The sequence below is a fragment of the Psychromonas sp. MB-3u-54 genome, from assembly GCF_002836415.1.
In the GTDB taxonomy this organism is placed as follows: domain Bacteria; phylum Pseudomonadota; class Gammaproteobacteria; order Enterobacterales; family Psychromonadaceae; genus Psychromonas.
Map to the genome: position 1 here is coordinate 1 of NZ_PJBP01000087.1, position 26776 is coordinate 26776.

The window sequence follows — 26776 nt, forward strand, 5'->3', positions numbered from 1 at the left end:
TATCAATCCCTTCACCGGCCCAACTGTCATCATAAACACCCTGATGCAAATAGCGATGGTATGTCGAATAAGGCCAATCGACGACGTTATTCACATAACCATGCTTAACAGGGTTGTAATGCAAATAATCCAGATGCTTTTCATAATCATCTTCATTACGGATTTTATGTTCCCAAAAACGGCGTTGCCAGATAGTCGATTCCCTGCGTTGCTGCTTGGATTTATTGATCCACTCCTCACGTAACAAATCTGGCCCGCATTGTTTGCTAACCGCTCGTTTTATCATTGCCCAACGCATGCTGAAATCCGCATCACCCGCCGGCAGCGTCCAGATACAGTGGAGATGATCAGGCAATAATACCCAGCCATTAATTTCAAAGGGATATTTTTCTTGTACATCGCGAATGCCATTACGCAAGGCAAGCATCACCTTTTTATTACATAATATCTGCTGCCGTCGATAGGTCACCAAAGTGAAAAAATAGGTGCCACCTTTGATATCTGCACGCCGGTAATTAGTCATTATTTAGGCTCCACAATTAACGATGCATAAAATATACCCCATCGTTTCTATTACCCGTAGGGTGCGCTTCAGCACCGATTACCAGATAAACATCAACCGTAGGGGTCTACGCAACAATCATAGTTTGCGATGCATAAAATGCATCCTACAAATAACATCAACCGAACGGCGCATAAGAAATACACCGTATCGATTGCATCGACCGTGGTCATTAACGATGCATAAAATGCATCCTACAAATAACATACCCGTAGGGTGCGCTCCGATTACCGACCTTATTGCGATCGAATGAAGATTTATATGTAGGGGTTTAAGCGTTACGGCCTTAAAGCCTTACAGCTCGTAGGATGCGGTGCATGGAATTCATCATAACGATGACATAAAAAAACCCGCAACGCTTTGATTAAAAAGCATTGCGGGTTCTAGCAACATTAACGATGCATAAAATGCATCCTACGATGGCATCGACCGTGATCATTAACGATGCATAAAATGCATCCTACGATGGCATCGACCGTGGTCATTAACCAAGCATAAAAACAGCCCCGTTAGTTTTACAGATTGGCATAAAGATTCATTAAGCAGCGTTATTGCTGTCTTCTAATAGTTGTGAATCGTTATCCTCAATTGGGGTTGATTCAATCTTGCGAGAAATTCTCGGATACGCAATTTCAATCAATTGTTGTGATTGTTTATAAAAATCCCCGGATATCTGGCTCTGCTGGCACAAGTAAGTTCTAAATTGAGCAAATGATTTTCTATTTACTTTAAACTCATCCTGCCAAAATTTATCCAACTTATCAGGGTAGGTGATCCCTTCAATATCATAAATTGCTTTGCCTAATACGATCGTGGGTAAATGGTGTAATAACGCCGAAATCCCCACTGTACTATTAACGGTTACAACGCCCGCAGTATGAGGGTAAACATCGGGTAAATTAAAATCATGTCCGTAAAGCACCCGCCCGTTAAGGTTTAATTCATCGCTAAGCTGCTTAATTAATTTCCCATAGTGTTCAAAACCACGGTTCTGCGGATGATGTTTGATAAGTAATGCCTGGTCAGGAGCGGCATGCACAGCAAAAGAATGCATCACTTCAGATATTACCTGTCCAACAGAAGAATAATGCGAATGATCTCTTAACTGAAAATCGACTTCAACCTGCAGGGGAAGAAGAAAAAATTTCCCTTTATATTGTTTCAAAAAGTGTTTGTAGCGTATTGGATCGGTTAATTTAGAGACCCACTTTTGCGCAAAACCTTTCCACCAGAACCCTGCTTCCTGGATTGCTGTCCAAGGTCGATGGTGATGATAATCTGCAAAGGTTTTTTTAGATAGGTGCATGAAAATATAGTAACAAGTAGCAAACCAGGTACGGCGAGCAAAAGTTGGACCGACTGAAAACGAGCTTTTTATATTTTTTGGATCGACCTTTTTAAAGTTTTCACTATCATTAAATAGGCTCGAGTTAGCATTGCAGCCCTCTTTTTCAAGGGTAACAAAACCGGCCCTTAGATAACCTTCTTCTAATGCCCAAAATTTGATCCCGGATTCAATGGTCACCTGCTTGGCAACTTTATGGTAAAAACGGCAATCACCATAAACAACGACTCGGCCAATATTATGTTTTTTGATAAACTCCGTTAAATAAGCGTGCCACATCGCATGGGAATCAACATAGTCAAATTGCCAATCTGCCCCGCCATAATATCTGTCTCCCCCATTAAAATTAATTTTATAGGTTTGATGCCCCTGCTTTGAAGCATAATGTGCAAATTTTTTAAAAAATGGCCCCAGCGGCCCCTGTAAGAACAAAATATTACTCATGAACAAAAAACCTTAAAAATTGACACAAAACGCGGAAGAAAAAATAAAAAAATAAGGGCTTGCTTAAAAACGAGTCGCTTCATAGAAGTAAGTTACTTTACGACTGAACCTTGATAACCAGGAACTGTTTAAACGAGACTTAGCACCACCTGTAGATTCATAGCGATGACGTTCTTCACTTAATAAATCAATCACCCGCTCAGGCGAGGTTAACAAGCCCGTTGTCCAATCAACATATTTCGGGTAAGAGATTAAAGTCGCAAAAATCAGTTGGTTCAAAGTTAATTGATGGGTGCGCTCCGTAAAATCCAATTGATCCTCGGTTAATCCCCAGCCGGCATAAAAAGGGGATCCATAAGTATGCACTTTTTTATTTCTTAATAAGGCTTCAAATCCGGTCAAAGAGGTCAAAGTACAAACCCGATCACAGAGATCCAGTAACGAGGTAATATCAACATCAGCAAGGTATAAATCAGCGACCTTTAAAGCCGCCTCATCTCCTAATGCGCCCGGGCGAACGCCAGAATACAAATCAGGATGCTCTTTATAAACAATAAAAGCATCGCTATAATCTTGGCGTACCTGTTGTAACAAAGCTAAATTGGTTTTTATTTTGCCACGGCTGTTAGCAATCGACTGATCTTGCTCAAACTGTCCCGGCACCAGAATAATTTCCTGTTTGCCTTTTGATAATTGCTTTAACTTCTGCATAGTCGCTAGTGCAGCAGCCGATAGATTCTTTTGCCCGACATTGTATTTACTCAAGGAACGTTCAACCACTAACTGCGCTAAGCGCTGCGCACGTTGATTTTGCGCTTTGCTTAATGTGATTTGATTAAGAATAGCGACAATATCAGAGGGCAGATCAGGGACGTAATACATGCCTTGTTTATCAATGACCAGCGAGGAAGGCCGGCGCAGATCTGCGCCTAATCCTATCGAGCGAATAAAGCCATCTTCTATAAACCACACCGGACAAGACGGCTTTAACTGCACTACCCAATCACTGTGGTTTGCTCCCCACAATAAAACCGCTGCAGAGGGTGTGGATGTCACTAATTTTTTTAACTTATTCCTGTTATTAATAAAAATAACTTTCCTGGCCATTCGCCCGACAAAGGGTTTGATAAAGGCGCGTTTCCACAGCGAAAAACCAAATGCATAACAAATCTGCACGGATTGATTCTGCGTTTGCAGTTGTAAAGCCAGCCAATCGACAATGGTTTCAACTTCGCATAGCTTATGCGTTTCAGGATCAAGGTAAGTTGGGTATTGAATCAAAGCGGCGCTGATTAACTGATTAAGTGTTAATTTAATATTACGACGTTCACAAACCTGCTTATCTTTGGTTAATCCCCAACCCGCATAAAACGGCAGGCCGTAGCAATACACAGGTAAACCATATAACAAAGCTTCAAAGCCTAACTGTGAGGTTACCGTATAGACCCGTTCAATTTTGTTAAACAGGGCTTTTAATGAACAATCCTCACCCAGTAAACGTACCCGTGAATGCGAACAGGCCTGAATATCAAGATATCCCTGCTTCTTGCCTTTAATCACATCCGGGTGAGTTTTGACAATAATCAATTGTTCAGGATGATTGTTTAAAGCATCTTCAATCATCTGCGTAAATGCCTGCGTTGAGCCTAAACCGCATTCCACCGACATATCACCGGCGGTTTGATCCACCAGCAAAATAGCACTGTGATCGGCTTGTTCAGCTAACCAAGTGGGTAAATTGTCACGCTGATGATTGTATTTAGAAATGCCAAATTCGACAATCCGGCTACGCAGCGTTTCAGTTCTGCTTTCCAATTCAGGACTAAACCATTGCTGAGACCACAAACACAACTGCTCCAAATCACTTGACTGCGTTGCATCATAATAGATGCCGGTTTTATCTTGAATCAATGAGAGACGTTTTGATTTATCCGTTGGGTGGCCTAAATATCCGATAAAACCATCTTCGAGGTGTGAATAGTTTACACCTAACTGAACAGCAAGTTTTTTGGCTTTTAGGGTATAGGGTTTATGACCCCAACCAACAATCATATCATTGCCTGCAATAGCTTCTTTGTTTACAAAAATACGGTGAAGTTTCTTAATATCCTTACCTAAAAATAAGGTTAATTGGGTGTTATTGGCAATGCCATATGTGGGAGCCCAAATTTTACGCCTGCCATGATCTGATACAGCCAAAAAGAATCTCCTAACTAAGATAGAAAGTTATTATTTGAGAATAATAAGTAAAAAAAGTGGATTATTACGTTTAGGGAAAAATTAATAGCAACATAAAAATTAACGATGAGGATGTAAATCTGAGTGTATTGAGAACAGTCAGTTTCGACATTGCACTCCACCATAATAACGACTTAAAATTTAACAATATCAGACATCATTTCAAGTCGATGCTTCCATGTATGATGGTCCATCACAAATTCAGAACCAGCTTTCACCATATCTTTATCTTGTTGACTCAACCCATCTAAGCTCAAACGTAACAATAGCTCTTTTGCTTCATTAATATTACTTATAACATGACAATAGTCACCAAATAATTTATCAACTGAAAGCGAAGGATTTGTCACGGCCAAGCTACCACAAGCTAAAATTTCAACTAAACGTCTTGAAAACATCGTTGGCGAATTTTCAATTGTATTTACATTTAACGAGACCATATAGTCACGGTAAATATTAGCAGTTTCAACATGAGAAACAGCCGCTTTAACTTCTAGGTGCTCAAGTTCGGGGTACCTATACATGGCAGACTTTCGTTCAGAGTTCCGATCAAAAACGGTCAAACCAAGTGGTTTTGAAGCCTCAAACATAAGATCTTGCCAATATCGCCTTTTATCATGGATAGTTGTACTATAACTACCAACAAAGCACGCTTTTTTATGCTTAAAAGAAAAATCAGTTGGATAATGTGTCGCAGGTTGTATAGGGAACAACATTGTATTCACCGTGGTTGTAGGGTCTAACCTTTTTTTATATTCCGATAAACAATTTTTATCAACAGTAAATACATGATCGAATAATTTTGCACTATTAATAAACCGTTCAAAGTGCACATCATCTTCTTTATTCCAAAAAACAGTTGGTATATTTAAATCTTTTGCAAAATCAACTACCTTTTTGAGCTTTTTATTATTACGTTTAGGGTAATCTGGATAACTCGCAACTTTAAACTTCCAATTTTTATTTTTTCCTTCCCATGTCGATTCAACAAAAAGTATATCAGGCTTCCATGTATACAAAACCCACATATAATTTAAGGGAGATACAATACGAACATTACATTCAAATTGTAAGCAAGACTCTGTTAGGCTATCAGAAATCAATGCGACTTTTAGATTCTTCAATTTATTTTTGCTCAATTTTTTGTTGTTCGAAATTTTCTAGCACACAGTTGATAATTCAGTTCGGCGAGTATTTTTGTTTAAAATTAAGTTCATTTGCAACAACTAAACTGGCTTGTTACCAATTGTGCCTTGTACACTGATTAGTGTTAGTTAAAACGCCCTGCTTGCAAAAGGAATGATAAAAGAAAGTTTGATAGTCGACTGCAATTTAATACTCTTATTTATAAACTATTTTAAGTTAAAAAAATTCCGCTAAAAACGTTCAGCTAAACCGCGTTTCGTTAGCCCAAATCAACCACAAGCACCTGATCGGCAATCCCTTGCGCCAAGCTTTGTACTAACGCCAGCTCCTCTCCCTCGACCATAACGCGGATCAAGGGCTCTGTTCCTGATTTGCGTAGCAGCACTCGGCCCCGACCAGCAAGCTTTAATTCCGCGTTAAGCACGGCCTGTGTCACTGCATCATTTTGCAGAGGATCTCCCTTGCCACTGAAGCGCACATTAATTAACACTTGCGGCAGCATAGTGATGCCCGTTAGTAACTGCTCTAATGTTTGTTGGCTGCGCTGCATGGCAGCTAAAACCTGTAAACCCGCCACAATGCCATCACCCGTGCTGGTATGCTGCAGGCTAAGAATATGACCGGAGTTTTCACCGCCTAAACCCCAACCGTTTTGATTAAGTAGTTCGACGACATAACGATCACCCACTTTGCTGCGGGCAAAGGGGATGTCCAACGCGTTAAGCGCAAGCTCTAATCCCATATTAGCCATCAGCGTGCCAACAACACCACCACTTAACTTACCTTGCTGTTGTAGATCTGTCGCAATAATGAACAGGATTTGGTCGCCATCAATCACCGAGCCATCGGCATTCACCATCATGATCCGATCGGCATCACCATCAAGTGCAATCCCCAAATCAGCACGCTCTTCTAATACCTTAGCTTGCAGGGTATCAAGATGGGTCGCACCACAGCGGTTATTGATATTGGTGCCATTTGGCTCGATGCCGATACTGATCACCTGTGCACCTAGCTCGGTAAATACATGCGGAGCGATTTGATAAGCCGCGCCGTGAGCGCAATCAACCACAATGCGCAATCCCGCTAATGACATTTCGCTCGGAAACGTATTTTTGCAAAACTCAATATAACGGCCTTTAGCATCATTGATACGAGCGACTTTACCGATATTATCGGAGCTTACACATTGCATGTGATTATCTAATTCAGCTTCAATTGCCAATTCAACTTCATCGGACAGCTTAGTGCCATTGGCTGAAAAAAATTTAATACCGTTATCATGATAAGGATTATGTGAAGCACTGATCACCACCCCCGCTTCACCGCGAAACGTTTTAGTTAAATAAGCCACCGCAGGTGTCGGAATAGGGCCAAGCAGATCCACATCAACCCCGGCAGCAACAAAACCTGCCTCAAGCGCCGACTCAAACATATACCCTGATACGCGGGTATCTTTACCTATCATCACCTTACGCGTGCCGCTTTTAGCCAGAACGCGCCCCGCAGCCCAACCTAGTTTCATTGCGAATTCAGGGGTGATCTGGCCTTGACCGACTAAACCACGAACACCATCGGTACCAAAATATTTACGTTGCATTAGATTATTTCCAAACTATCGTGTCGCTGCACGTGGCATGTTTATGCAGCTAAAAATGAAAAGGGTTAAGTTGAAGGATTGCCTTCTTAAAAGGTAAGTTGTTATCCCCAATAGATAATTAATTGAAATTGTATTTTTTTCTTAGTATTTTTAAGCTGTTATTGATTTTTAAATATTGTTAAATTATTTCTGCAACCTATAGACGGTATCAACACAATATCCCTTCACCCAAAGATTGGTACATCAGGCGATAACGCTCGGCATTTTTAACCCAAGTACGATGTTCACAAACCCATGCTCGTCCCTGCTGCCCCAACATTTTAAGCTGTACGCGATTATTGAATGCATAGTCGATGGTTTCAGTTAACGAATGAACATTACTCGGCTGACAGATGAGTCCGGTTTGCTTATGTTCAACCATCTCACGCAGTGGTGCCAAATCAGAGACAATCACAGGGATTTCCATCGCCATTGCTTCTAGTACTTTCATAGGGGGAACATAACGACACACTACATCATCGGTACGCGGGTAAGCGCATAAGTCGAAACTGCTGTACCAATTTTTCACCTCATAATGGGGAATACGGCCAACCAAGTGGATGTAGTCATGACCTTCAACAGATTTCTGTAAATCATTCTCGACTACACCAGAGCCAGCCACCACCAAACTAACAGGATAATCTTGTTTGTTTAGTTGGATGACTGCTGCAATAAGATCAGACAAGCCTTCATAGACAGTCAGTGAACCAATAAAACCGATAACAAAGCGGTCATCGCCCCAGCGTGACCGTAAACTTGAATCACATGCTTGAGCCTTAAACTGCTCTACATCAACCCCATTAGGAATCACATGAATTTTATCTGTATCGACGCCCCAACTGGTAATCAGATCTTTCATAGCGTCCGACAATGTAACGACTTTATCAGACTGTTCAAGTGCCAAAATTTCCATCTTGGATTCATATTTAAACTGATCGGTTTTCGCATAAGCGGGATTTTTTGCTAACCCCGTAATATGCCAAAAGCCTCGTGCCTCATAAACACAGTGCACACCAATGCGCCGCGCTCCATCAATAGCAGCTAGCCCATTTAAAAAATTTGAATGCCCATGGATCACGCTGCAATTTTTTTGCTTCGCTAATTCAGCTAATTGTTTACCATAATTTTCAACATAGTTGAAATCAGAGCCACGTTTATATGCAGCGTCATCCGCTGATAAGCGATAAAGATTTGTACCATCAACTTGATCACATTCAACCACTGGTAAAGCACGATGCTTTTGCAAATCCCAGGGATAACCAGGGCGTGTGGCACAAGTAACTGAGAATAAATTAGCTTGGAGCGCAGAGATTAAAGACTTAGTACGATGCCAGTAACCTGCAAAATCATAGGGGGCTGAGTTATGCAGAGCCATCAAAACGTTACCATTAAATTGCATCGATGATGGCACCGAATCAATATCCGTGTCTTCACATTCCCTATCGAGGAACTTTACTTGAGAATTCAATCGCTCAAGATGCAAGTAAGCATTGAGTTGCTTTGGTTCCCATCCATTTAACAAAGCATGAGGCTGACGAATCGAGTACTGCCTAGCCTGATATAAAGTCAAATGATATAGATGTTGTGGAAAAGAATGAACGATAATTTTTTGAGCCCACACTTGATTTTTTTTAGCGAGCCAACGCACAGCTAGTCCAGTTTTATTCGAAATGATTTTTTTTACCAAAATCAATGGTCTATAAAGATTAGAATCAATACAGAAACTTTTGGGGGTCGTCATTAGTTTACGGAATTTACGAATAACAGAAGACATTAAGTATCCTTACAACAATGATATAAATTAAGCATAAATCCTATATTATTTGAACGACAAGATTGATTTATATGGATAATCTGACATCTACATTGAGGGATTTAGATAAAACTGTAAGTATGATATTACCTCCGTTAATATCATAAGTAACTTCTAGATCTGAAGGATTGTCATTACTATCTGTAAAAATAAATTTAGTTATCAACAATGCTTTTTTTGCATTTATTGAGTTTGTCAATGCATAGTTAGGAGTTAACTCTCTATATTTTAATGATCGCCAGCCTTGAAGTTCAGGCTCCACTTGCCCTTTAACTATTGATAGATTGTTAACTACATTTTTAGTATGTAAAAAGTTAGAATCTAATGATATTGCAGAAGGGTAAATATTCATTTTTATATCTTCATTAATATCGGCTGCAAAAAAATCATTAAAACGTGATACATCAAGATCCTGATGAAAGTGCCATACTTGATCGAATTTTCTTAATGTGTTTGAATCCACTTTATCAATGACAATCAAAAAATCACTAGGTTTGTAAAAGATAATTCTAGAATGATTGACTTGAGGTTTTGTTCTATGTAATTCAGTTTTAAATATAAACGTGTTATCTATTTCATCACAAAATTTCAATGATGACTCATAATACATTTTATCTTTTAATTGATAACTTTTATCATCGATGACAAGTGAATTATGTGCTTTAGTTGATAAAATATAATCTCTTTCTTTATCTTTACTATAAGCATATTGGCCTGCATCAACCAAAATATTCATTCCAAACTCATATAACAACACATTAAAATCATCTGCATGTCGATGAGTATTATTTTTATATGCTGTTTGAAAGAACAACATTGAGGCAGAAGTTGGATCGGAATCAAAACAACTCCTGACGAATAAATAACCGCTATCTTCAAAATGTTTAACTATGTATGAGTCAGGATCACATTGATGATTTGCAGTAGAAAAATCTAAATCTCTAACTTTATATTCACTGTCACCGATCATTAGCGATTCTTTATTAGGAAAAATCGTCCAAAATTTGACAAGACGGCTTAAATTAAGATTTTCTCTAATTTTTGAAGAAGCCCTATAAACATCGAGATTGAGGAATTCATCAAAAGTATCTAAAACGAACCAGTGATATTTATCCGAATTTTCGACATGATAACCATCTGAATTGAATTGTTGCTCAATCAATTCTTCCATTTTCATTATCCCGTGCTGTATTGAGACCTCATTGCCAAGACAAAGTGAAAGCACGACCAAGCCATGAGCTTGAAATATACCATGGTTATTTATAGATAATGGCTGCCGATTTAATTCTGACAAATGATGACGTGCTATTTCCAATATACGCAACTTACGCTCATTACTTATTTTAAAGCTAGAGTTGACATGAGAAAATCTATTGATAATAAATGCCAACTTCAGAGCCCTAAGCCCAGTTGCCATATCATACCAAGTATAATCATTAAGATTTTGTTCGGTTATACTATGACGTTCCCAATCAAAAATAACATCAATTACACGATTAAATATGACTTCATCGAATTGTTTATCTAAAGTGAGTAATGTTAAATCTAAATGTCGCCATGAATTCAATTGAAAACACCAGTTCCTATCGTTAAATGGATCTAAATTCCAATCTAACGGATAGGATAAGTTATAACTAGCTACATCTGTCCTAGGCTTAAATGAAAAAAATGTACTTTTATTGGAATTAAACCCAAATATTCTTAAAGGCAAAATTTCATTATAGAGATTAACATTGGTATCATTACCCAATGAAAATGTTTTTTCAATATCGATGAATGCTTCATCGTATAACGGTATTGCCGTGTGCCCTCGTTCATCATCTGTAATATCAGAAATCATTTTGTCATGTTGATGATTGTTGATATAGCTATCATTAAGCAACATGAAATGTTGTTGATAGTGCAGTACATCTTGTTTATTTTGCTTGTAATAAACAAAAGGAAAGGAAGATTTTTCTTCAAAGTAATCAATTACATTCAATCTCATCTTACTTGGGGGTTTTCCATCAGCATTGATACCTAAATGACTTAGTATTTTTTGTGAGTATTTTTTATGATATTTTAGTGCATCAACTTGTGGGTTAACAACGCAAGCTTTACTTCCTTTCAGCATAGATGCAGACATCAATGCAGCAAACCCCCCAGCAGATGAACCATAAAAAGCAACATTTTCATATTTAACGCCTAATTCCTTGGTTACCCCTTCAATAATGGGGTTTAAATTCTCCAAGAAAAATGAATCTTTATCACCTTGATACCAAGTTATATATGAGCTTTCCGTCTCATTTAAAAAGTCATAAATAGTTGGATCCATAATAATCATGGATGAATAAGGTAACTTCTCCAGCCATGAATGACGTTGGTATACAGGCAAAGGTGTTTTATCTATGTTGACAGCGCCATTGAAGAAAACCACCAGTTTTTTCGAGTTACTTTTAAAACAAGTTAGGATATTGGTATCTAAACTACCCACTTTGACTATATGAGGCTGAACCTTGTCATATTCAATCGGAATTTCATCATGAATAAAAACTTTATCATCTGATTTCGGAGGTATAATTTCTTCAATATTCTTAGGTTTCACAGTAAGATTACTAAGAGTAATCTGGCCACTATCATCATGAGAAAAACGAAATAACAGTTTTAACGCTGTTGAGCTGGGGTGTTTATTAAAAACAATATTATTACCCCCTAACACAAGAGGGTATGATTTAGATTTTACTTTTTCATTTAACTGAAATTCTTGCAAGAAAACACTAACCTTAGCTTTATCCTCTCCTTTGAGAGTAACACTCACATTAATAGAATCGCCAAGGTTATCTATTTTAAACAGATCGTTCGTTCTTAGTGAGTTTGATTTTTCATCACCTAGTAAAAGATAAAATATATGCTTTACCGGTGTTTTTTTAAAATCTAAAGTTAAAGTGTTTGCAGAAAAAAACATATTATTCAAAGAACTACGGTTATTAACGAACCATAGATGCTCTTTGAAAACAAAGTTGGTTATGTCACTGTACACATTATCGCCACTTACATTCTTCAATGAAACGACTTCATCTGCAGTACCAATATAGTCAACTGATGGAACTATCTTATTTGATTCATCTAGCTTCGATTTGAGTGAAAGATTACTGATTGTAATCTCATCACAATGTTCATCTTTCAAATGAACAACAGGTTCAACATACTTCTGTATATCTACCCTATTTTTGGGGTTAATTGGCAAATCAGATAAAAATTCGTCTGCCATTGATAACACTTCATTGAAAAGAGTATTTCCCAAGCGATCATTTAAAGGAAGATTCATCATACTTTCTAGAATCATCCAATTATTTGGTAGAGATAACGTATTGAATACATGATCTGTTTCCAAATAAACATGTGGCATCCATGTTCCCATTCGATGCTCCCAATAAAATATGTCCAACGGATGGAAATACCTAATGGCTTGTTTAAAATCAACATCTTGAAAGAAATCTTGAAAAGCGTCATCACACATATTAACGTTATGTATTGAACTATAAAAATCTTCAGTCTTCTTTGTTTTAAGTGATTTTCGGTAGATTTCTGGTAAATCAGAAAGGTAGTTACCTTTAAATGCAGCTCTGGCATATGCTTGGCTTAAGTAATATCCTCGACCAATTTCATATATATTAGATCTGATATGTACATACTCTTCATCATTTAAAATATTCTTATATGCAGCTAAAAGCCCAGACCCAGAATGATAATAAGTTGACATCACAGCATCTTTTCTGAGTTCTGGATTGGAAAAATTATTCCTATCAAATACAACATGATCTAAATTATATTTTTTTGCCAATATTTTTGATACTTCAACATCTCGATCAAAATCACCTGTATTATTATTTTTATAAGTGATGAATTTTATTTTAGTAATTTGTTCAGGAATGGATAGCATTAACAATGCCAAAGTAACTCTGCTATCTAAGCCACCAGTTAGAGTTACGCATAACTTTTTGTCCGAGTTAGCTAATTTTTTAAGAATGTTCTTACATGAAACTACAAAAGCAGTGGCAACAGACGTTGTAGTTTTAGGGTTGTGATATTCTACCTGCATAATACCTGGATAAAATCTATTTATTTCTCCTGTATCTAAATTGAGCATTGTATTGGGAGTTAATATTTTAACGTCTTGTATTGGCGTTTTATTCCCTGGGTACCCATACTTAATAGGGAATACCTCAGTACTATTTACATTCCCTACTAAGTAGGGATGCGATGAACAAATAACAGAATCTTTAGTGGAATAAAAAACCCCACGCATTGAAGTAGCATCAGTTAAAATGTTGGTTCCAGATGTAGGGCTTGAATATATTAGTGCAAACCTCCCCCATATTTTTTTCAACGATTGGAAAAAATAAAATTCATTCTTATAAAGTTCATTTGCTAAAAAACAAATAATTTCATCAGGGCTGGACTGATCCTCTATTGAAAATATATCTCCAATAATAATCACGCCAACACCTTCATGATAAAAGGATAAAAAAGGGACGTTTGGATCATACGCCACATTTATATCCCCTTCATAATGAAGGTAATTATTAGGCACATTTTCTCCGAACATGCCCTTTTTTATAATAAATCCCAATGGACATTTAGAGTTATTCATTTATCAACCTTTCATATACTCTTGATATTTTATTAGCCAACATCGACCAGTCTTTTTCTGCAACCACCCAGTTTCTAGCATTATCACCCAGCTCTTTTCTTAAGGCAGGATCATCTATCAATTTTTGCAACGTATTAGCAAAGCTAATGGCATTATCTTTTTCAAAGGTTAAACCTGTAACACCATCATTCACAATTTCAGTAAGTGCGGCGACATTTGAAGAGATAACCGCTTTCCCCATACTCATGGCTTCAAAGGGTTTAAGGGGTGATACCATTTCACAGACAGGAACACCAATACGAGGAAATGGTGCAATATCCACCAATGAATAATAATCTTCTACGACTTCGTGAGGTACACGACCTGTGAAAGTGAAATAGTCTGCGACATTTAAGTCATTAACTAACGCTTTTATATTATCAAGTACCGCACCGTCGCCAACAATCATGACGACAAAATTATCTAAGCCTCTTTCTTTGAGCAAGCTTGTTGCTTGGACTAGGTGCTCTAAGCCTTCATAACTGACTACAGAGCCGATAAATCCAATCACAATTTTATCCTGATAACCAAGCTCCTGTTCCAATTCAGCGACTCTAGCTTTTGGCACAAAGCGATCAACATGAACCCCATTTGAAACAACTGTAATTTTATTCTCATTCACACCACGAGCTACCATCTCATCTTTTAATGCGTGGGTAATGGTCAGCACGGCATCAGCATTCATCGCTGCCTCAGTTTCAAGTCGACGGATCATGTTAAAGTGTTCACTGCCTTCCCAATCTGGTTGACGTGACATACGAGTTATTTCCCATAAACCACGCACTTCATAGACGCTTTTTATCCCCAAATTTCTAGCTGCGTAATTTGCAGCAATACCATTCATGAAATTCGAAGCCCCATGTATTATTGAAACATTAAGTTCACAGGCAAGTTCAGTCAACTCTTTCGCATAATTTTCAATATAATCTTGCAAATTAGCCACACCATAATGATTTATATCAGTAAATAACCTGTGGTAGTTCAATCCATCAACCATATCCATTTTAGGAATATCCATCCCCACCTTTTTATGGGATGAAAGGTCATGTGGGTACCCTAAGCGAGAGGCTATCTGAATGTTCCAATCATTATTACTAATACCCTTTGCTAAGCCATGCGAACGAGTCGCATAGCCACCAGAATGATATGGTAATGTATTATGCAAACAGTATAATACGTTAGTATTCTTATTTGCTAACGGCATTTTAATTGGTAAAGGTAAGCCATTTTCAAGTAGATTTTTATAGGCTTGGTAATGTGACAACTTCAAGCTATGTTTAGTATTATTCTCATTAAATCCCTTAACATTTATAGCTGAAGATATATCGCCGAGTTTAAAGTACAAATTACTTAAAGCTAAAGATATATATGCATCTTCACCTAGCGCTAAAACAGCATTAGCGTGTAATATGGCAAGCTCAATTAATTCATCATTATTCTTACATGATTCAAAAATTATTTGCGATACAACTAGACTGTCACCTTGTAATTCTTTTGGTAGGAGGTTATTGATTTCAACAGTTACATCAACGGAGGTTAAAAAAATATTTTTAATTTTAACTTCGTGTATTTTGACGAATTCGTTTATTAGTTTAGATTTAACCTCTGCAGATTTGTTAATTGCATATAACTCGCTATATATATTATATGCTTCATAATTCATTTTTAACCTAGATAACCTAAGCGCCAAAATTAAATTAAAGCTTTCATCAATATTATTGTTATGTTGTGCATATTTAATTCCATACTCAATAGCGAAACTTGGCATCAAGTCTTTAAGCAATGAGAACACGGTTTTATTAAATAACAGCAAGCCATCAACATTATTTTCCGATAGTACAACATAACTCTTTATGTTCGTTATGGTATCGTCATTTAAATCAATGAGATTTTTCAGCCCTGTTCGGAATGTGCTAACTGTTTGTGAACGATTGGCAATACCAGCAATAATTTTTGCTTTTTTTGTTTGCCCAATTTTTATATATCTATTTTGAACGACGTTCAAAAATGAAGGATCATTAGTAATATTGATAAATGGTTCAATGAACTCTAGCGCGAGTTCTGTTTCTTCATCTTTAAGCAATGAAAAAACTATCTTTGCCAAACCAATTCTCACTTGTTCTTTTTTGATGACTTTATTATTAAATGATGAAATTAGAGTTTCAGCGCCAGATTTTTCATAAGTATCTATTAACTTCTTTTTTTGGCTAACGTAACCATTTTCTAGTGTTTCATACTGTTTAACTAATGTAATAACTTCTTTTGCTCTTATAAGATCATTATTTCTTTTAAGTCTGGTGATATATACAGTGGCGAAATTAGGATCTATTTCTCTATTTAAAACTCTTTCAGCAAAATAAACCGAAGTATCAAAATTAATATCTTTAGTCAATCCAAAGGCGTATTTACAAAGTGAAGCATCAGAGTAGCCTTGATCTGTCAACTTTAAAACAAATTTAATTAAACCTGGATAATTCTTCTTATAAACTATTGCTTTCATTTTTAAGCGAGCAGATGAATAGTCTCGACGGGGTTCTCTTACTAACTTAGATTTTATTAACATTACAGTTTTTTTGAACATATACTTTCCTGAAACCAGTTCTATTTGAAAAATCCAACTATAAGAGTTTATAGTTGGATTTTTAATACTACCGAAAATCGATTATTCAATTAATACGGACAATTTAGTTGAAAGTACCCCATGTAATCTATCATGACTATCAGCGTATTTTTTACGTAGACGTCTACACAATGTAATAGCCAAATATGGATATTTACTAATCTGAAAATCAAGTTCGACCAAAGCCAAATCAAGCCCATAATCCTCTATATTATTAATGAATTGCAACTCAAGTTCTTTCAATAATATCTTTTTGTAAATAGGTCTAACTTCTTCATTGCCAAGTTTGAGTATTTTTAATGCCCGTTTTTTAGTTATTGCAAGAAATTTAGCATCATCAATAAGATGAATAGCAGGTTCTATCATTTGCAGAGCCAAAAGCGGCTTCAAATCCTTAAGCACTGAAAACGCAACTTTACGATATGAAACCTTCTTGACTGAGTTAATATTTATTGCATTTTCGAGCACTTTGATTAATTCAACTTCAGTAGTATCAATATTGATCTCAAATTCACTTTTTAATTCTTGATATTCCATATGAATTAATTTCCTTATACAATTGCATTAACAAAATCAAGCACATTAATGTCACTAGCATCCATAGCAACAAACTCTTTATGCTTTACTAAAATAGCAACCACGTCAGCTTGTGCTTTAGCGGTTTCCAGATCCACTAACTGAATATTTTCTAGGCTTGAAAATGCCTTGGGCAGCGCTTCAATATTTGGCTCAACGGCGAGGATTTCATAACTTTTGAGGGCTAAATTCTGGACGATATTTAATGCCGGGCTCTCACGTAAGTCATCAATATCCGGTTTAAATGCTAAACCTAAGCACGCAATTTTAGGGTTCTCGATGCCTTTGACGGCTTGCTCGATTTTATTAATCACCCAAAGCGGTTTGGCATCGTTGGTTAAACGCGCCTGATTAATGAGTTTCGCTTCTTCCGGATTTTGGTTAACGATGAACCAAGGATCAACGGCGATACAATGACCACCAACACCTGCACCCGGCTGGAGAATATTTACTCTGGGGTGTAAGTTTGCCAGTTCAATCAGCTCCCAAACGTTAATACCCTGTTTGTCACAGATCATCGATAGTTCATTAGCAAAAGCGATTTGTGAATCACGACTGGCATTTTCAGTTAATTTTGCCATTTCCGCCGTGCGTGCCGTTGTTGCGATACAGTTACCTTTATGAACAAAAGCTTTATACACAGCCGTCGCGGCCTTGGTACTTGCTTCGTCCATACCGCCTATAATGCGATCATTTTCAACCAGTTCACGGATAACTTGACCGGGTAATACCCGCTCAGGGCAGTGTGCGATTAAAATATCTGCAACTTGTCCTGCTTTAACGGTATGCGGAAAGCTCAAATCAGGGCGCTCTTCCTGTAACCAAGCAGCCATCTTTTCGGTTGCGCCTACAGGTGAAGTAGACTCCAGTACTACCAAGTTGCCTTTTACTAACTGTGGAGCCAATGCTTTAGAGGCTGCTTCTATGTATTTCAGATCTGGCTCGTGGTCAGTACCTTTAAAAGGGGTTGGTACCGCAATTAAAAAGGCATCCGCAGCTTGTGGGCTAGTGTGTGCCGTTAAATGCCCTTCTGCTACTGCAACCTTAACTAACTCTTCCAGCCCGGGTTCAACAATATGAATTTTCCCCTGGTTGATCGTGTCCACCGTTTGCTGATTTACGTCAATGCCTTTAACTCGAATACCGTTACTTGCAATGACTGCTGCAGTTGGCAAACCGATATAACCTAGCCCTACGACTGAAATAGTGTTAATTTTCATATTCTTCTCAAATTATTTAATTAATGTTTTTATAATGCTTATAGGTGCAATTTTACAAATATAAAATCGCCATGGTTAACCTATTAGTGATCTTTTAATACGCTAAAAGCGATGCCTAAAAGGTTTTAAATTAGTCTTTAATTATTGTGATGGGCTAAGCGATAAGCTCAGCGTTTAACCTTAATCTCAGTGCACTTTCACTGCCCAGTATTGCATTGATAATATGCTGGCTCGTTGTACCATCACCGTAGGGATTGCTCGCATGGCTCATGACCTGGTATGCAAATTCGCTATCAAGTAATCTGGTCGTCTCGGCAACAATCGTTTCGGCACAGGTTCCGACTAATTTAACTGTTCCTGCTTTAACAGCCTGCGGCCGTTCAGTCGTATCACGCATACATAAAACTGGCTTACCCAGCGTTGGGGCTTCTTCTTGAATACCACCTGAATCGGTTAAAATAATATAACTTTTTTTCATGAGGTAGACGAATGGCAAATAATCTTGCGGTTCAATCAAAAATACATTATCTAAGCCCTTTAGATTTCTGTTTACGGGCTCTTGAACATTAGGGTTTAAATGAACCGGATAAAGAATTTGCACATCATCTCGTTGCGCGAGTATCGCTATCGCTTTACAAATATTTTCGAAGCCGTCTCCGTGGTTTTCACGTCTATGCCCCGTTACTAAGATCAGCTTTTTAGACGCATCAATAAATGAAAACTTATCGGCAAACTCACTCGCCAGAGTTTGATTGCCATCTAAACGTTTTGATACCATCAGCAAGGCATCAATAACCGAATTTCCGGTCACAAAGATGCCATCTGGCTCTATATTTTCTAAGATTAAATTCTTTAATGAGCTGGTTGTTGGTGTGTAATGCTGATCTGCAAGGTTTGAAGTCAAACGTCGCATTCCCTCTTCAGGCCATGGCGAATAGATATCACCCGTACGCAAACCCGCTTCAACATGACCGACAGGAATTTGTTGGTAGTAAGCGGCTAAAGTAGCAGCGAAAGAAGTTGCAGTATCACCATGTACCAAAATTCGGGCTGGTTTAACCTCTGTTATAATAGGTTTTAATTTCTGCAGAATAGCGGTTGTAACATCCGTTAAATCCTGACCTGGTTTCATAATATTCAAATCATAATTAGGTTTAATATCAAATAGTTCTAGAACTTGATCTAACATTTGACGATGCTGCCCGGTCACACACACGATCGGTTTAATCGCAGGGTTTAATTTCATCGCTTCAATAACTGGACACATTTTGATGGCTTCAGGACGCGTCCCAAATACGATTAAAACTTTCATACTACTTCCTTTTAGTTAAAAACTTGAGTCTCTCGATCAAACAGTTCACAGAATAATTATCGACAAGAAACTGATGATTTATATTTATGTTGCTATGCCTTATTACTTTTTCAAATTCTTTTTTAGTAGCTATCTGATATACAAAACGACTTAGTAAATTCACATTTTTATGGTTAGTAATATCAATAACCGTTGCACCGCAAGCCAATAGTTCAATTAGCCTGCGACTGAGCATCGTTTTAGAACCGTCACAGGTATTAACATTCAGATGTATTCTTCCTGATTGATAATGCTTTTTAGAATCTTGGTACAAAAAACTCTGCATTTTTTCTATTAAAGGATCATTTTCCCAACCGTTATCCCCGTCTAAAAATCGGTCAAATACGACTAATTTTTGTTTATTTAAAGCGCTTATGGCGATTTTTAGACGTTGGGCACGTTCCGGGAATTCCTGCTAACACGTCAAAAACTAATTTAAAATCAGCTTGTTACATTTACATCGTAATGTGTTCTCTATCAGTTCAGTACCACATTCGCGGCAACCGCTATCTGGTAGATGATTTGGGTCATGTCTTTTACCGTCTGCATGGTTTTTGCATCGACCTTCGGCATTACTAGAATTTGGTCACCGCGACGGATTTGTGCATTAGTATCGAAAATCACCATGCCGTTTGCCCGCACTATGGATATTTTCTGATCTTCAGCACGATCGGTAAAACCGCCAGCCCAGGCAATATAATCATCCATTTTGGCATCGTCATTAAAGACAATCGCCTGCGGCATCATCACTTCGCCCGCCACCTGAATGAGATCCGTATAATGCGGAATAACCACCTGATCGCCTTTCTCCAGCAGTATGTTTGCTGTGACCCCGTTATCCGACACTATTACTTTGCCGAGTGGTTGAACTTTGCGTGCTTTTTCAGCAAACTGCATTACCATTTCCGCTTCTTTAGCACGAATAGAAGCGCCGCCATCGGAAGAGATAGGCGCGGTAAAAACGCTGCGTTCCAGCCTGTCGAGTGAGTCATTAAGCAACTGCTTTTGACGTTGCGCGACACTTTCACGCAAAATGTAGATGGATTTGCTATCCGTTAACGCAGGATTAATGGGGATATGGTTTAGAAGATCATGCAATCGGGTACTATTTTTAACGGCAAAGTAGGAAGGCCCCAAATAACTGCCTGATATCTGCACATCAATCACCTGAGCGTGCAAGTCGGCATTAAAGACAACACTGTCACCGTCCTGCAGTTCAAAATCTTGAAAATCCTGTTCTTCCAGATATACCGAGAAAGGCCCGTTTTCGCGGTGACCATAAACGCCGACATGGCTTATTTTGGCCAGCGGTCGGGCATAGTCAGATAATTCTCTGCCGGTGGAGATTTTATGATCAAGCTCGAATCGGAACGGGTTGCGCACGGCACCGGACACATTAATGGCTGATTTTTGCGGTTGCACTAGGATAACGTCTTTGTTCTTGAAGTTGATATTCGGCAGCTGCCCGGTCTGTACAAAACGGTACAGATCAACCTCAGCGATCACCTTATTATTACGCAGCACCTCAATATCACGGTAACTGCCACGCACGGAGTCGATACCACCCGCGCGTTTTAGAAAATATAATAGACTGTCGGACGCCATACCGGCATATTGACCGGGCCTGATTACCGGACCGGATAAATACACACTGACCGGTGTTGTCGACAGTAAGTTAACGTAGACATTAACGTTATTGGTGTAGGTCGCTTTGATTTTTGCGGTAACAAATGCATTTATCTGACTGGCTTTAACTCCTCGCACTTTAATCGGACCGATCTTGGGAATAAAGATATTACCCTGATTATCAACGGTCACCAGATTCGAATAACTCACCCCACCCCACAACCAGATATTAATTTTATCGCCCGCGGCAATCGGATAATTGGCATTTAATCCGTCCGTTCTTTCCGACTCGTAACCGCCGGCAAATAAGTTCGCCCCATAGGGTGGCGGTAAATCTTCACCGGAAGAAGGTAATAAACGCTTAATATCCACTTCACCCGGCAGTAACAAACCGCTTCTTGCCTGCTTATTATAACTGCCGCCATTTAATGAATCGATAGCCGAAGCCGAGCCAATCTCCGGGATTTCAGTGCTGCTATTGGCCCGTAAGGTATCAATCGAGCTGGGCTCAAAGGCCGCAAAAAGCGGCTGAGTGATAAACACCAGACACAGAAAACTTATTTTTTTATTTATCATTCCTACATCTCCACATAATGGCTAGATTCGATGATCTCTTTCTCAAGAAACCAGCCTTTATCTGCTTTATTATTTTTATTAATAAAATGATTTTCACAGGCAATACGTTTTTTTATCACCTGAGTATCATTAAACACTAATTCGCGGCAGGTGAGTCCCAGAGCCGAGGGATAAATGGCGCCTAAGCTGATTTGGTACTGCTGATGCTTTAAACGCGACTGATTGGCATCCGCTAAGATCGGCCAATATTGCTCAGGAATTTCTTTTTTATTCGGCTTTTCCATAGAAGAAGTCACCAATGGTAGCGAAGCACTGACGCTTCGCGGCCCGCTAGCGCAGGCTGTGAGACTTAACAGCGCACAAATCATCACCGCTTTTTTAATAACAGGGTGGGTAAAATTTTTTTTCATAATAAACAGACTCAAATACTTTTTAAAAATAATGATAATGAGGGAAACAAAGCAGCAAAAAGCGGCTGACGGCTGTCGGCTTTCAGCTGTCGGTCCAAAACGTACAGCGACGAGTAACGAGCCGCTAGCTACGAGCTACGAATCCCGAGCTGCTAGCTACGAGTGGCGAAACGCCCAGCTGCGAGCTACGAAACCCTTAGCTACGAGTGACGAAACTCGAAGCTATCGGTTATCGGCTGACAGCTATTGGCTATTGGCTGACGGCTGACGGCTGACAGCTATCGGCTTAATTGTTCGTACTAATTCTATTTTAGGCACGCTACCGCCCCTCGATGTAAACGAAAATCGACTAGAAGCGGTTGACGGCTGTCGGCTTTCAGCTGTCGGTCCAAAACGCACAGCGACGAGCTGCGAGTGGCGAGCTACGAGCTACGAAACCCTTAGCTACGAGTGACGAAACTAGAAGCTAGAAACTCGAAGCTATCGGTTCTCGGCTATCGGCTGTCGGCTGACGGCTATCGGCTATCGGCTATCGGCTTAATTGTTCGTACCAATTCTATTTTAGGCACGCTACCGCCCCTCGATGTAAACGCCAATCGCATTGCGTATGAAAACGGATGTCGGTTTTCAGCTATCGGCTATCGGCTGACGGCTGACGGCTGACGGCTATCAGCTATCAGCTATCAGCTATCGGCTGACGGCTGACGGCTATCGGCTGACGGCTGACGGCTATCGGCTATCGGCTGACGGCTATCGGCTGACGGCTGACGGCTATCGGCTGACGGCTATCGGCTATCGGCTATCGGCTATCGGCTATCGGCTATCGGCTATCGGCTATCGGCTATCGGCTGACAGCTGACAGCTGACGGCTATCGGCTGACTGCTACCCGCAGAAAGCCGACGACTGACAGCCGACAGCTCAAAACCGACAACCGACAACCGACGACAGACAGCCGACAGCCGCCCTTATTCCTGATGCTCTTTAATCACCGACAGCAGTAACCGTCCGACCAGATAAATAAGGGTGATAACAACAAACCAGGTGAAAATACTGTACAGGCGCTGCGGATATTTCTGATCTTCAGCTAACCTCGGATGGACAACCACCAGCAGGTATTTAAGATTTTTAAAGGCTTCGGCACGGGTCATCTCTAGACTTGCCATTGCCGATTTATACAAATCTCCCGCAAAAACCGCATTAAGCTCTAATTCTTTAAAATCAAAATTCACTTTATTAAGCGACTTCTGATCTTCATTCGTCAGTCGGGATTTTTCTTCTTTTAACTGCGCTTCCAGGGCGGTTATCTGATAACCCAGAGATTTTATCTCGGCGGCATCATTACGCAGATAAGCCTGCAGTGATTTAAGCGTTGTCTTTTTTCCTATCAGAGAAGATTCAATTTCATTGATCGCAGCAAACAGTGCCGCGCTTTGTAGTTCCGGATTATAAAGTGAGTTTTTATCCTGAAAATTGATTAAATTAATTTGCTGCTTTTTCAAATCGTTATACGCGCGCTGCACTTCTTTCTTGGCATAATCCAGGTGCTGCTGCGCCATATCGTCACCCAAACTGTTAATGAATTTTTTACTGAGGGTTAATAACGTTTGGGCCACTAAAAGCGAATATTGCGGATCAAAACTTTGCGCTTCTACCAGTAAAATTTCCGACATCTCGTCGTAACGCACGTTAATATGTTCTTGATAAAATTCCAGGTAATCTTCCTGAGAGCTGTCCGCACTTAAACGGCTTAAGCTATCCCAATTTTCCTGTTGATAATGCGATCGCAGGCCGACCGTTTTATCCAGTGCTCGAGCCATTTCCTGTGATAAAATATATTCCTGTAAAATAAATGCATCCCGCGTTGAAGACGAGGAAGCGCCGCCCAAAGCCATCAATGCGCCTATTTGTACCCCACTACTGGATGCCTGTTTGATAACAAACTGTACCTGGCTGACATAACGCGGCGAGGCGATTAAAGTAAAATAAACCACCACCAATAAGGATGCCAGCAGCACTACGGCAAAGGATCCAATTTTGGCTCTCGCCATATAAACGGTTTTTTTAGCTTGAATATAAGCTTTTGAATCAACCAGAAATAATTTAGGATTAGCTTTTAATTTCTGTACTTTACGCAATAATGCCGTGTCTTTTTTGTTATCACTATCTGACATAAATATCCTGATATTCCTTTATTGCATCATCCAATTTTTCGAAAAACACTAAATTCTGCTGATGGATAAGCAGCCCGGCATCGCAAAACTTTTTCAGTGCAGGCATGGAATGATTGACCATAATTAGCTTGGTTTTTTCATATTTTTCTAATAACAATTTTTCACTTTTTTTTCTAAAATTCGCATCACCCACCGCGCCCAGTTCATCAATCAATAACACATCAAAGTCAAAATCAAAGCCCATGGTCAAACCAAAAGTAATACGCGAACGCATACCGCTGGAATAATTTTTTACCGGCTCGTCAAAAAACTGGCCAATCTCGGCAAAGTCTTCGACCTGCTGCTCAATGACTTTGGTATTTTTATAACCGTGAATGCGCGCCACAAAACGCACATTTTCACGCGCGCTCAAAGAGCCCTGCAGTCCGCCCTGCAGACCTAATGGCCAGGAGATCTTCTTTTTTGAATGGATGCGTCCGCGGTTAGGCATATCTGCACCGCCCATCATTCTGATCAGCGTTGATTTGCCCACCCCGTTCGGGCCTAATACTGCAATATTACGGTCCGTCGGCAGGCTGATATTGACGTCTTTAAAGACATAAAAACGCCCTTTTTTGGTGGCGTAATATTTATTTAAATTCTCAAAATGAATCATGCGGTTATAAACCTCAATCTATTGACATAAAAACTGGTTAATCCGAGACTGAAAATCACTAGCGCATTCATTGCAAGATAGAACCAGCTGCCTAAGGGGGTTACATAGCTGCTGAAATAAGCAGCGCGGCTTAACTCAGTCGCATGAAAGATCGGATTCCAATCCACTAAATACCAATACTGAGGCGGGATCATAGTGGCACTGAACATCACACCGGACATAATCATCATAGGCAGAGTGATCATGCCGACTAATTTATTTACGTCTTTCCAATAAGAGTTTGCAGTGCACAGCATTAAGCCGAGGCCAGTCGCTAACAAAGCAACTAAAACACTGGCCGCCAGTACTTTAAGCAGATCATCGGGTAAAACGTTAAATCCCAGCCAGGCCAAAAAACTAAAAATAAGGCAGTAGACGATAAGGTAAGTAGCGAGTTCAATGATGATTCGGGTGATCACCGGATCGATAGCGGAAACTTGCCGGTAAGCCAGCAAAGCTTTATTGGCATTGACCGCAGAGGTGAGCTGGGTCATTAATTTGGTAAAGAGTTTAAACGGCAGCAGCGCCGTTAATATAAACAGCGCTACAGGAATATTCGCGACACTGCTGCGGCCTATTAGCGTGAACATCAGCGCCATAACAGAAACTCCGGCAACAGGTTCGGCAATTGCCCAAAAATACCCTAAGCGGTTAGCCCCGAAGCGGGTTTTTATTTCCCTCATCATTAAGGCATGCACGGTATCGCACATTATGGTTAGAGAATTTCTGTTTTTTTTCACAATGGCTCTTTTTTAAAAATAAAAAACTTACAAACATAAAAGATCGACAAAGCCATTTTATTATCTTTGTATAGTAACTGACCGATTTCATCCGATTGAAATATAAGCAGTTAGTCTAATTTAACATGAGACATAGATCAACAAAAACTGATTCAATAGTTATTTAAAAGTTATTTTATAGTAAAAAAAGTTTGCAGGTAGTAGCACTCAGAAAAATAAATTGAACTGTTTTTAAGTACCGGAAGGGGCCGTGCGGGGGCACGCATCAAGTAGCACATCCCAAATAGATCACTATTGCGGTTAACATTGGCGGGTTAAGAGGCATTATGTGCTGGTTAGCGGATAACCTCTGAGGTTAAAATCACTTCTATTACTGTGGTTACTTTAAAAATGGTAGGAAATACTGATACCGTGGCCATCAAATCCGGGGTTTACTTCATATCTGTTACCGTTTGATAGGTGCAAAAAAGAGTAACCAACAGCCCAGTTGGTTAATAAGTGATACTGCAGCCCCAGTTTTGCAAAAAACATCACATGACCGCCGTAATCTTTTAATGCTTCTCCCCGCTTGCCGTATTCCACATCAGTCAGCCAGGATGATCCCCCCTCAAAATAGAGATCAACCTTTTCAAAAAAGCTGTAATTCATACCCAGCCCACCTCCCAGCAATGCACCGTAATCACGGCCCGAGATAACGGCGCCCAAATTTAAAAGGGGGTAGAATGTCAACGAGTCAGTTATTTTCCCTACATCAAAAGGAAATAAATAGCTGCATTCTGCAATCTTAATGTCGACATTTTGCCTTGTTGCCGCCTGATAATATAAACAGCGTAATTGGTTTTCATTCTGCAAAGCAAAAGATGAATGGGGGAATATAAGAGTAGAAAAAATTGCTGACACAGTTAACAGACGATGCATACCGACTCCAGAGC

Annotated in this window: 18 protein-coding genes; all 18 read right to left on the minus strand. The window is 39.3% G+C overall.

What is annotated here, in order from left to right; all coding sequences use genetic code 11:
• The coding region (locus tag CXF72_RS01780) for an REP-associated tyrosine transposase (RefSeq protein WP_101036412.1) at positions 1–523 on the minus strand (523 nt) is incomplete at its 3' end.
• Positions 524–1100: 577 nt separating this feature from the next.
• Positions 1101–2351 carry a capsule biosynthesis protein gene (locus CXF72_RS01785; protein ID WP_101036413.1) on the minus strand — a complete coding sequence of 417 codons (1251 nt, stop codon included), beginning with the start codon at positions 2349–2351 and terminating at the stop codon, positions 1101–1103.
• Positions 2352–2414: 63 nt separating this feature from the next.
• The gene (locus tag CXF72_RS01790; protein WP_232784852.1) at positions 2415–4550 is read right to left on the minus strand and encodes a capsular polysaccharide biosynthesis protein; all 2136 of its coding nucleotides are present in this window, start codon (positions 4548–4550) and stop codon (positions 2415–2417) included.
• A gap of 173 nt (positions 4551–4723) precedes the next feature.
• Positions 4724–5728, minus strand: a complete 1005-nt coding sequence (locus CXF72_RS01795; RefSeq protein ID WP_198552468.1) for a CgeB family protein — start codon at positions 5726–5728, stop codon at positions 4724–4726.
• A 266-nt stretch (positions 5729–5994) separates the two neighbouring features.
• On the minus strand, positions 5995–7335 hold the full coding sequence (gene glmM, locus CXF72_RS01800) for a phosphoglucosamine mutase (RefSeq protein ID WP_101036417.1): 1341 nt from the start codon (positions 7333–7335) through the stop codon (positions 5995–5997).
• A gap of 208 nt (positions 7336–7543) precedes the next feature.
• Positions 7544–9148: a glycosyltransferase family 4 protein gene (locus tag CXF72_RS01805; protein ID WP_101036419.1), complete on the minus strand. Its 1605-nt coding sequence runs from the start codon at positions 9146–9148 to the stop codon at positions 7544–7546.
• A gap of 67 nt (positions 9149–9215) precedes the next feature.
• Positions 9216–13820 (minus strand): heparinase II/III domain-containing protein, encoded by a 4605-nt coding sequence (locus CXF72_RS01810; protein ID WP_101036421.1) that lies wholly within the window; start codon positions 13818–13820, stop codon positions 9216–9218.
• Positions 13813–16440, minus strand: a complete 2628-nt coding sequence (locus CXF72_RS01815; protein WP_101036423.1) for a glycosyltransferase family 4 protein — start codon at positions 16438–16440, stop codon at positions 13813–13815. The genes CXF72_RS01810 and CXF72_RS01815 overlap by 8 nt, the downstream gene beginning before the upstream one ends.
• 81 nt (positions 16441–16521) lie before the next feature.
• The gene (locus tag CXF72_RS01820; RefSeq protein ID WP_101036425.1) at positions 16522–17016 is read right to left on the minus strand and encodes a hypothetical protein; all 495 of its coding nucleotides are present in this window, start codon (positions 17014–17016) and stop codon (positions 16522–16524) included.
• 14 nt (positions 17017–17030) lie between these two features.
• Complete coding sequence (wecC, locus tag CXF72_RS01825) at positions 17031–18275, minus strand: UDP-N-acetyl-D-mannosamine dehydrogenase (protein ID WP_101036427.1); 1245 nt, start codon at positions 18273–18275, stop codon at positions 17031–17033.
• Positions 18276–18429: 154 nt separating this feature from the next.
• The gene (gene wecB / locus CXF72_RS01830; protein ID WP_101036428.1) at positions 18430–19587 is read right to left on the minus strand and encodes a non-hydrolyzing UDP-N-acetylglucosamine 2-epimerase; all 1158 of its coding nucleotides are present in this window, start codon (positions 19585–19587) and stop codon (positions 18430–18432) included.
• A 1-nt stretch (position 19588) separates the two neighbouring features.
• Positions 19589–20008, minus strand: a complete 420-nt coding sequence (locus CXF72_RS20175; RefSeq protein ID WP_442966019.1) for a glycosyltransferase family protein — start codon at positions 20006–20008, stop codon at positions 19589–19591.
• Between the two features lie 95 nt (positions 20009–20103).
• The gene (locus tag CXF72_RS01840) at positions 20104–21828 is read right to left on the minus strand and encodes a polysaccharide biosynthesis/export family protein (RefSeq protein WP_101036433.1); all 1725 of its coding nucleotides are present in this window, start codon (positions 21826–21828) and stop codon (positions 20104–20106) included.
• A 2-nt stretch (positions 21829–21830) separates the two neighbouring features.
• A complete protein-coding gene (locus CXF72_RS01845; RefSeq protein WP_101036434.1) occupies positions 21831–22238 on the minus strand; it encodes a hypothetical protein in 408 nt (135 codons plus the stop codon).
• 966 nt (positions 22239–23204) lie between these two features.
• Positions 23205–24410: a lipopolysaccharide biosynthesis protein gene (locus CXF72_RS01855; protein WP_232784853.1), complete on the minus strand. Its 1206-nt coding sequence runs from the start codon at positions 24408–24410 to the stop codon at positions 23205–23207.
• Positions 24400–25065, minus strand: a complete 666-nt coding sequence (locus tag CXF72_RS01860) for an ABC transporter ATP-binding protein (protein WP_101036436.1) — start codon at positions 25063–25065, stop codon at positions 24400–24402. Before CXF72_RS01860 ends, CXF72_RS01855 begins: the two co-directional genes overlap by 11 nt.
• On the minus strand, positions 25062–25844 hold the full coding sequence (locus tag CXF72_RS01865) for an ABC transporter permease (protein WP_101036438.1): 783 nt from the start codon (positions 25842–25844) through the stop codon (positions 25062–25064). Before CXF72_RS01865 ends, CXF72_RS01860 begins: the two co-directional genes overlap by 4 nt.
• A gap of 384 nt (positions 25845–26228) precedes the next feature.
• Positions 26229–26762 carry an acyloxyacyl hydrolase gene (locus CXF72_RS01870; RefSeq protein ID WP_101036440.1) on the minus strand — a complete coding sequence of 178 codons (534 nt, stop codon included), beginning with the start codon at positions 26760–26762 and terminating at the stop codon, positions 26229–26231.
• Positions 26763–26776 lie beyond the last annotated feature (14 nt).

What these genes read in the sequence shown, in the direction of transcription:
- CXF72_RS01785 (WP_101036413.1), bottom strand. Translation starts at nt 2,351, where the DNA reads ATGAGTAATATTTTGTTCTTACAGGGGCCGCTGGGGCCATTTTTTAAA.
- glmM (WP_101036417.1), bottom strand. Translation starts at nt 7,335, where the DNA reads ATGCAACGTAAATATTTTGGTACCGATGGTGTTCGTGGTTTAGTCGGT.
- CXF72_RS01805 (WP_101036419.1), bottom strand. Translation starts at nt 9,148, where the DNA reads ATGTCTTCTGTTATTCGTAAATTCCGTAAACTAATGACGACCCCCAAA.
- CXF72_RS01810 (WP_101036421.1), bottom strand. Translation starts at nt 13,820, where the DNA reads ATGAATAACTCTAAATGTCCATTGGGATTTATTATAAAAAAGGGCATG.
- CXF72_RS01815 (WP_101036423.1), bottom strand. Translation starts at nt 16,440, where the DNA reads ATGTTCAAAAAAACTGTAATGTTAATAAAATCTAAGTTAGTAAGAGAA.
- CXF72_RS01820 (WP_101036425.1), bottom strand. Translation starts at nt 17,016, where the DNA reads ATGGAATATCAAGAATTAAAAAGTGAATTTGAGATCAATATTGATACT.
- wecC (WP_101036427.1), bottom strand. Translation starts at nt 18,275, where the DNA reads ATGAAAATTAACACTATTTCAGTCGTAGGGCTAGGTTATATCGGTTTG.
- wecB (WP_101036428.1), bottom strand. Translation starts at nt 19,587, where the DNA reads ATGAAAGTTTTAATCGTATTTGGGACGCGTCCTGAAGCCATCAAAATG.
- CXF72_RS01840 (WP_101036433.1), bottom strand. Translation starts at nt 21,828, where the DNA reads ATGATAAATAAAAAAATAAGTTTTCTGTGTCTGGTGTTTATCACTCAG.
- CXF72_RS01845 (WP_101036434.1), bottom strand. Translation starts at nt 22,238, where the DNA reads ATGAAAAAAAATTTTACCCACCCTGTTATTAAAAAAGCGGTGATGATT.
- CXF72_RS01855 (WP_232784853.1), bottom strand. Translation starts at nt 24,410, where the DNA reads ATGTCAGATAGTGATAACAAAAAAGACACGGCATTATTGCGTAAAGTA.
- CXF72_RS01860 (WP_101036436.1), bottom strand. Translation starts at nt 25,065, where the DNA reads ATGATTCATTTTGAGAATTTAAATAAATATTACGCCACCAAAAAAGGG.
- CXF72_RS01870 (WP_101036440.1), bottom strand. Translation starts at nt 26,762, where the DNA reads ATGCATCGTCTGTTAACTGTGTCAGCAATTTTTTCTACTCTTATATTC.